At 34.1% G+C, this 5999-nt stretch carries 5 protein-coding genes and 2 pseudogenes; 1 reads left to right on the forward strand and 6 read right to left on the reverse strand.

What is annotated here, in order from left to right; all coding sequences use genetic code 11:
* Positions 1 to 481: 481 nt before the first annotated feature.
* A pseudogene (locus tag BN52_RS01725) lies at positions 482 to 988 on the forward strand (transposase); the annotation flags it as partial.
* A 276-nt stretch (positions 989 to 1264) separates the two neighbouring features.
* On the opposite strand, the gene BN52_RS01730 reads toward BN52_RS01725, so the two are convergent.
* From BN52_RS01730 to BN52_RS01750, 6 genes and pseudogenes are all read right to left on the reverse strand, one after another.
* Complete coding sequence (locus BN52_RS01730) at positions 1265 to 1732, reverse strand: Dps family protein (protein WP_008472371.1); 468 nt, start codon at positions 1730 to 1732, stop codon at positions 1265 to 1267.
* Positions 1733 to 1754: 22 nt separating this feature from the next.
* A complete protein-coding gene (locus tag BN52_RS01735; protein ID WP_008472372.1) occupies positions 1755 to 3119 on the reverse strand; it encodes an FAD-dependent oxidoreductase in 1365 nt (454 codons plus the stop codon).
* 139 nt (positions 3120 to 3258) lie between these two features.
* A complete protein-coding gene (locus tag BN52_RS10645; protein WP_479682561.1) occupies positions 3259 to 3849 on the reverse strand; it encodes a transposase in 591 nt (196 codons plus the stop codon).
* Between the two features lie 114 nt (positions 3850 to 3963).
* Positions 3964 to 4329 (reverse strand): annotated as a pseudogene (locus BN52_RS10650) (IS110 family transposase); the annotation flags it as partial.
* A gap of 424 nt (positions 4330 to 4753) precedes the next feature.
* Positions 4754 to 4960 (reverse strand): hypothetical protein, encoded by a 207-nt coding sequence (locus BN52_RS01745; RefSeq protein ID WP_008472374.1) that lies wholly within the window; start codon positions 4958 to 4960, stop codon positions 4754 to 4756.
* Between the two features lie 312 nt (positions 4961 to 5272).
* Positions 5273 to 5999, reverse strand: a 727-nt coding sequence (locus tag BN52_RS01750; RefSeq protein WP_040473303.1) for an IS30 family transposase, incomplete at its 5' end; no start/stop codon positions are given.

Genomic DNA, 5999 nt, shown 5'->3' on the forward strand with positions numbered 1-5999 from the left:
ATATAAATATTTAAGAAAGCAAGATTAGACTAATGGTTTATGGGTTACCGCAAAAATATTGACACTTACAAACAGCAGTCTAGTATTTATATTTTTAAACCAGACTGCTATACTGAACATAACCAAGTGCTTTTACAATTAAAGTCTTTGATTAAGTTTGGCTACGTTGTAATCGTACGCTTGGCCGTTTATTATTAATGCATACAAGGTTCTAATCAACTTATGTACGCTGGCGATGGCAATCTTTTCTATTGCTAGAGGTAAGAATTATTGGCAAATAGTTGCTCGTTATCCTCATTGTGATTTAGTAAGAAAAGATGATAAAAAGCAAATTATTAACTGGTTGATGAAATTGAAAGGCATCGCTTTCAATCATGCACAAAGGACAACAGATAAACTAATTGAATTAGCTCATTTAGCTTATCCAGTTGTTTCTTGCTCTGACATAGAAGTCCAGCAAGCAAAATATTATGCCCAAAGACTGCTTAATCTAAGCAATCAACGTCAACGTATAATTACAAAAATGGTTAAACTCGCCAAAACTTTGCCTAATCATGACTTAGAAAACCTAGAAAGCATTCCAGGCTTTGCACAGACCACTGCAGTCAGAGTTTTAGCAGAGTTAGGAGATTTACGCAGATTTAGTAATCCTAATAAAATCAATGCTTTTATCGGAATTGATCCAGGCAGATATCAGTCAGGAGAAATGGAATCTAATTTAAGTATTACTAATCATGGCAATGCAGTCGCATGTAAGTTGCTTTATCGAGCTATTGGACAAATTGATAATGCAGCTAAGACAAATCCGTGTCATATAGCAGATTATTATGAAAGCAAAAAGCTATCCTCTCAAACCAAAGGATTCAAAAAGATAGCTATTGCTTCAATTCATAAACTAATCAGAACCATTTATGCCTTGATTATCAATGATCAACCATATGATTACAACGTAGCCACACATAATCAAAAAGACTTTAGTCGTAATTAATTGATCAAGTGCATTATAACGCTAAGCCCAAAAATCAGATATGGATCTGGGCTTATTTGTCGTGTCTAACTAAAAAAATAAATCGACACTAAAAGATGTTTAAGTTGAAATTTAAACAAAAAATGAAGCCAAACTTCTTATTATGCTTGACTTTACGTAGAAAAAGCCCCGAAATTATAGTTCAAATTTCAGGTACTTACGTAAATTGTGATAGAGCTTTTTGCCATAAAAAATAGCGAACCACTACAGATTCGCTATTTTCTCTAAATTTACGACTTATGCATCAATATCTGGAGCTTGACCAAGTTCAGCCGTTAACATCCAAAGTCGCTTTTCAAGATCAGTATGGAAACCAGTCAAAATATCATTAGTAGAGTAATCTCCTTCTTTATCAGAAGCTTCAAGCGCTTCTTCATAGAGCTTATCTAAATAACGATAGCCTGAAATGATTTTTTCAAGTCTTTGTGTATTAGTGAAGTCCCAACTCCCCTTTTCACCAGGAATTTTATTTAATTGAACAACTTCCCTTAAAGTGGCAACAGGTGAACCATCGATGGTAATTAGTCTTTCTGCAAGACCATCAATCTGATCATCTAGTTCATCCATTAAGTCATCAAGATATGGGTGAAACTTCAAGAATTGACTGCCGCGCATATACCAATGGTGACGGCGAACAATCATGTGCATATGCAATAAATTAATGACTAATTCATTTAACTTTTCTTTTGTTTCTGGATACTCCATATTGGAACCTACTTTCATTAAATTAGAATTTAGCCCAGCCTAAGGCATGTTGGGCCGCCAAGTTAAGTAGACTCCATTGACGGTCAAAACTTGGTGAGAAGAAGAAATCTTGTTCTGCAAGATCTTCTAAAGTAAGTCTATGGCTAATAGCTAAACTAAGGACATTTCCTTGACCTGTTAAATCATAAGTAGACATTACTGCCCCACCTAAAATTTGGTGGTTAAGCTTATTAAAGGTCAATGCTACATAACCTAATGGGTTATCTTCATCTGGGATGAAGTCAGGACGCAAATGATCTACATATACACTGGTTGTGGCTTCAATTCCAGCAAATTTTGCTGTTCTTGAGTTTAAACCAGTTACTACTGCATGAACATCACCGAATTCTAATAATTGTGCACCAGCTAAGCCGTAGAATGGTCGAGCTGGCTTTTCTTCGAACAAGTGATTTACAAGATATTGTGCTTCATGTCTAGAAGCGGTTGCTGAAGGAATAGGGATATTTTTATTAGCTGGGATTGAATATGTCCAAATTGCGTCACCAACTGCATAAACATCTGGTAAGTTTGTTCTAAAGTATTCATCTGTTAAGATGTAGCCTGCTTTATTAAGCTTAACCGTGTCTTTTAGCCAATCAGTATTTGCCTTAATACCTACAGTAATAATTACTAAATCAGTAGCAACTTCACCCTTATCAGTAACAATTGCTTCAACTGTGCTGTCACCTTTAAAGCCAGTTACTTTGGTGTCCATTAACAAGTTAACTTTCTTATCAGTAAGTTCCTTAGTGAAAACATTAGTAAATTCTTCAGGCAAGTAGTTTGAAAGTGGAGCTTCATTAATATCAATTAAAGTAACTTCCTTACCATGGTTAAGAGCTGCTTCAACTGCAGAAATACCATTACCAGCACCAACGACACTAACCTTCTTAATTGATGGATCATTAAGTGCTTCATTGATCTTGCTTGCCCAGCTGTAGCCACGCATTAAATAAATATGGTCTAGATCATTTCCAGGTACGTCAATGTTTTGTGGGTTAACACCTGGGGTCAAAATCAACTTGTCATAACTTACATCAGTAGTTGTTTGATCAACTGTATTTTTAATTGTGACAGTCTTATTTTCAGGATTTACGGCAATTGCTTCACTATTGTTTTGCAACTTAATGCCGCGTTCCTTGAAATCATCTGGTGCAAAGTTGCGAACATTATCTTGTCCAGTAGTTTTTCCTTCAAGAAATAGCTTCATCCCACAAGACATAAATGAAACAAAATCGCTAGCTTCAAATACTTGAACATCTAAGTCCTTATAGCGATCAACTAATTCAATAGCTGCTTCATGTCCAGGATGAGATGCACCGATAATCACAATTTTTGATTTACTCATAAAAATACTCCTTTATATATAAATATCATAATAATACTAAGATTATAATTTGCTTATTTAGGCAAATTAACCAGGTTAGTAATCCTTGTCCAAAATTATTATCATTCAGACAAATAAATTTTAGCATTAAGTTGATTTTTCAAGAAAGAAAATGCTTACAAAATTCAAAATATAAAAATCGTAAATTGCAATAATAAATTGAACATTTAGGCTGTTTCTTAAAGAATGTCAAGACTAGAATTTGAGAAAAAAGGAGTATACTAGCTTGATTACGCAACATGCTTCTAATCATATTTGATTCTACATATCTAGCTTGACTACTGCCACGCCGATTGATTTTATCTTGTTTTTCGAATTTACCAGACTGATATCTATTTAAATCAATTCCAAGGTAAGCATTCAACTGCTTATAAGTTGGAAAACGATCAAGATTCCCAGTAAAGCCCAATAATAAAGCAGTATTTAATTGACCTACGCCAGGAATGCTCGTAATTAATTTGAATTCTCTCAACTTTGAAGCTCTTCTGATTAATTCTTTCTTATCCCTTTCAATTTGCATATTGTACATTTCAATTTCATCACAATAATTAGAAATTAAAAGAATAAGAGGATCATCAGCTTCAATAGCAGGATATGAGTCTTTAGCTGCAAGCCAAATTTTAGAGCAATAAATTTCAATTAATGATCTCTTTTTATACTTACCTATTGCTTGATAAAGTTCATCAGTCATATTTTTGACTGTTAAGCCTATTAAAAAGTCTGGATGAGTATAAGCTCGAAATACTTGAAGTGCGATCACAGAGTGAGCGTTGACAAAGATTGAATTTAATTCTGGAAAAGACAACTCAATTAACGAGCGCAAGTGGTTAATAACCCTTATACGACATTTTTGAAGATGTAAATAATCAAGACAAAAATTTTTTAAATTTATATATGCCTTATCGATACATTTCCTTCCTCGGAATTTAATTTCATTGAATGCGATAGCGCCTAACATAGCTAATTTAAATGAATCATTAGCGTCATTTTTATTACGTCTAAGTTCAGCTGTTCGTATACTAGCTTCAAACGGGTTAAGTTCAATATAGTTTATGTTGTTTTGACGCAAATAACGGGCAAGTGCTTCAGAATAATATCCTGTTGTCTCAAAAATTATATAAGTATCTTTAGTAACATAGGCAGACAATTTTTTAAAACCACTTTTATTGTGCTTAAAAGTAAAAACTCCTTTTCGAGATCTTCAGTTATTTGTGTGGCATGGCTTTTGCCTTGGCTAACATCAATTCTTATGAAATTCACAATATCACCTCACAAGTTTAATTGAGGCTAGTATATTTTACTTACTCAATTTCTAAAATACGATCTTAATGACCAACAACCTAAACCTAGTTTCACAAGTAAAATATATTAACGGGCCAGTTTGACAAGCCAACTCAAGATTCAATTTTGTTGTCGACCTCAACCTCAATATAATTGTAAATAAAAAATAAGAGGTGAACCATAATATCGTCATATTATGATTCATCTCTTACTTTAGGTTGTTTGACAAAGAGCCGTTTCTTTTAAAGTTAATTAACTTGGCATAGCCCATATCAAAACTATATAGTTCTAACTTCTTTATTCGGATCAAAGTATTACTTTTTACCAATAGAATTTGATAATTTGCCTTTTTTGACTCTTGATGAAATAAGACCTACTATTAAATCAATACTTGCCTGCAAGAACATCCCAATAGCCATCCAATACATCGCTATCATCATTTGACCAGTAAAAACGTAATAAACTGTAGCTCCATAAATAACTACCCACAATAATTTTAAAAATAGATTGTCTATCATCATAATAAATTCTCCTCATATAAAGTTATTATAAATCCATTATACAGCTTTATTTAAATCATGTAAGCGATTTCTTAATATTATTTATTGACACGATGTCAAGAAACCAACGAAAAGTGATTTATTAAGTTTTTAGTTTTAACTTTTAAAAAAGTTTTTTCAAGCCAAATTATTTATTATAATTTTTCAATCCACTGTAATTTAACCTTATTAGCTGAAACTTGAAAGCTAGAAATCATGCTCTTTCGGCATGGTTCCTAGTCTTTTTTACATAAAAATAAAAACGCAGGATCTCTCCGCATTATACTTTAAGTGTCAAACTAAGTGCAACGACTCAGATTTATATACCTCATATGGCGTTAGATATCCCAAACATTTTCTTGGACGTTTATTTATCTTGGAGAATATCTCCTGGACTTCTTCTTGGCTATACTTGCTTAAATCTTGCCCCTTTGGAAGATATTCTCTTATCAATCCATTTGTATTTTCATTGCTTCCTCTTTGCCATGGATGATGTGGCTTAGGAAAGTAAAATTCAACCTTCAGTTCTTGCGTTACTTCTTTATGCTTGGCAAACTCCTTGCCTCTATCTGGAGTTATGGATTCACAGGGTTGATCCCTCAAGGCGTCGATCATCGTTTGATTAACCGCATCAGCTTTCTTTTCTTGTGCCTTGCCTCCAAGCAAATATCTACTCTTGCAATCTACCAATGTTACCAAGCAGGCTTTTCCAACAATACCGGCAACTGTATCTGCTTCCCAATCGCCGATTCTCGACCGATTTTCAGCCTCTGTTGACCGCTCTTCGATATCATGGCTGATTCGAATCTTTCCTCTTCGTTCTACATAGTCCTTTGTATGACGAGATTTCCCGCGATGACGAAGTTTTCTAATAGCACCTCTATTGCCATGGCTCAACCCTGGCTCATCAAACATATGAGCGTAAATAGCTCGATAGATCATGCTATAGCTAATTGACCACTGGGCATTCTCAAGCTTCAAGCGTCCTTGAATTTGTTCAGGAGACCATTGCTCGTTTAGG

This window comes from Lactobacillus gigeriorum DSM 23908 = CRBIP 24.85, from assembly GCF_000296855.1.
Classification (GTDB): domain Bacteria; phylum Bacillota; class Bacilli; order Lactobacillales; family Lactobacillaceae; genus Lactobacillus; species Lactobacillus gigeriorum.

Bases quoted from the DNA above. Each gene is read 5' to 3' on its own strand.
- BN52_RS01730 (WP_008472371.1), bottom strand. From the start codon at position 1,732: ATGGAGTATCCAGAAACAAAAGAAAAGTTAAATGAATTAGTCATTAAT.
- BN52_RS01735 (WP_008472372.1), bottom strand. From the start codon at position 3,119: ATGAGTAAATCAAAAATTGTGATTATCGGTGCATCTCATCCTGGACAT.
- BN52_RS10645 (WP_479682561.1), bottom strand. From the start codon at position 3,849: ATGACTGATGAACTTTATCAAGCAATAGGTAAGTATAAAAAGAGATCA.
- BN52_RS01745 (WP_008472374.1), bottom strand. From the start codon at position 4,960: ATGATGATAGACAATCTATTTTTAAAATTATTGTGGGTAGTTATTTAT.